Here is a 1469-nt window from a genome sequence, read left to right as displayed (position 1 = left end):
AGGGACTGGGCAGCCTCAACCGTGGGCGGCTCGCCCGGTCGCAGCTTCCGGTAGATGTCCAGCAACGCGTCTTCGCGGGTCTCGGTGGCGTCCTTCTCCAGCGTGGCGCGCATGGAGTCGTACTGGCCGAATTCCTCGAGGATCTGGTCTTCGGTCCAGCCGAGGGCCTTCAGCAGCACGGTGACGGACTGCTTGCGCTTGCGGTCAAGACGGACGCCGACCTGGTCGCGCTTGTCGATTTCGAGCTCGAACCAGGCGCCGCGGGAGGGGATGATCTTCGCGGTGAAGATGTCCTTGTCGCTGGTCTTGTCGGCGGTGCGCTCAAAGTAGGCGCCCGGCGAGCGGACCAGCTGGGAGACGACGACACGCTCGGTGCCGTTGACGACGAAGGTGCCCTTCTCGGTCATCAGCGGGAAGTCACCCATGAACACGGTCTGCTGCTTGATTTCGCCCGTGTTGTTGTTCATGAACTCGGCCTTGACGTACAGCGGAGCCGAGTACGTTGCGTCCCGGTCCTTGCACTCAGCCATGGTGTATTTGGGGTCAGCGAACTCCGGCTCGGAGAAGCTCAGGGACATGGTGCCCTGGAAGTCTTCGATCGGGGAGATCTCTTCGAAGATGTCGGACAGACCCGAGGAGGTGGCGACGCTGAGGTCGCCTTCTTCGACGGCCTTCGCAACGCGCGCCTGCCAGCGTTCGTTCCCGACCAGCCAGTCAAAGCTGTCGGTTTGCAGGGCGAGCAGATTCGGAACATCAAGGGGTTCGTGAATCTTTGCGAATGAGAGCCGGCGGGTTGCACCGTCGGTGCTGTCGGCATTGATAGCGGTAGCGTTGTTTACATTAGAGGTGCTCGAGGCGACCAAGAGGGATCCTTCCACAGACCTTCAGGCGTTGTCAGATCTCCCCCGTTATGCACTCTGCAGAATGACTCCGCAGCGCTACCAGTCCGGTTCCGCTATATGACCCGGGACCCGCGCTGTCCATAGCTGGTGCACGTGGTAGACGGCACATTGATGGAACAGCTGTCAGGCTAAGCCCACCGCTATATGAAGGCTGAAGGTAAACAGGGAAGACGCAAATATCTACGATACGGCAAAGCAACCTACTTGTCTACCCCACTTCCGGCGGGATTGCAAGCACGAAGTTTGGCGGAATTTCCCCGACTCCTCGCGGCGACGGTGTCCGCCCTGCCGAATGGATAGGTGACGGGGCTCACGATAACGTAGACATAAGTCGAAAGAAGATCGGAAGAAAACACCATGAGCAATCCTGCAGACAACAACGATGTTGTCATTCTCGCCGCAGCCCGCACCCACCAGGGGCGCCTGAACGGGCAGCTGGCCAGCTTCACCGCCGTCGAGCTCGGCACCCACGCCACCCGCGCGGCCCTGGCCGCCAGCGGCGTCAAGGCCGACCAGGTGGACAGCGTGATCATCGGCCAGGTCCTGCAGGCCGGCGCGGGCCAGAAC

Annotated in this window: 2 pseudogenes; one reads left to right on the top strand and one right to left on the bottom strand. The window is 61.5% G+C overall.

From position 1 onward, the window contains the following. Positions 1–863: pseudogene (locus tag LQV45_RS31920) on the bottom strand (DNA-directed RNA polymerase subunit beta); the annotation flags it as partial. A 396-nt stretch (positions 864–1259) separates the two neighbouring features. Here LQV45_RS31920 and LQV45_RS31915 point away from each other — a divergent pair. Next, a pseudogene (locus LQV45_RS31915) lies at positions 1260–1469 on the top strand (acetyl-CoA C-acyltransferase); the annotation flags it as partial.

It is taken from the genome of Microbacterium sp. Bi128, from assembly GCF_918698205.1.
This window is presented reverse-complemented; position numbering and strand designations above follow the sequence as displayed.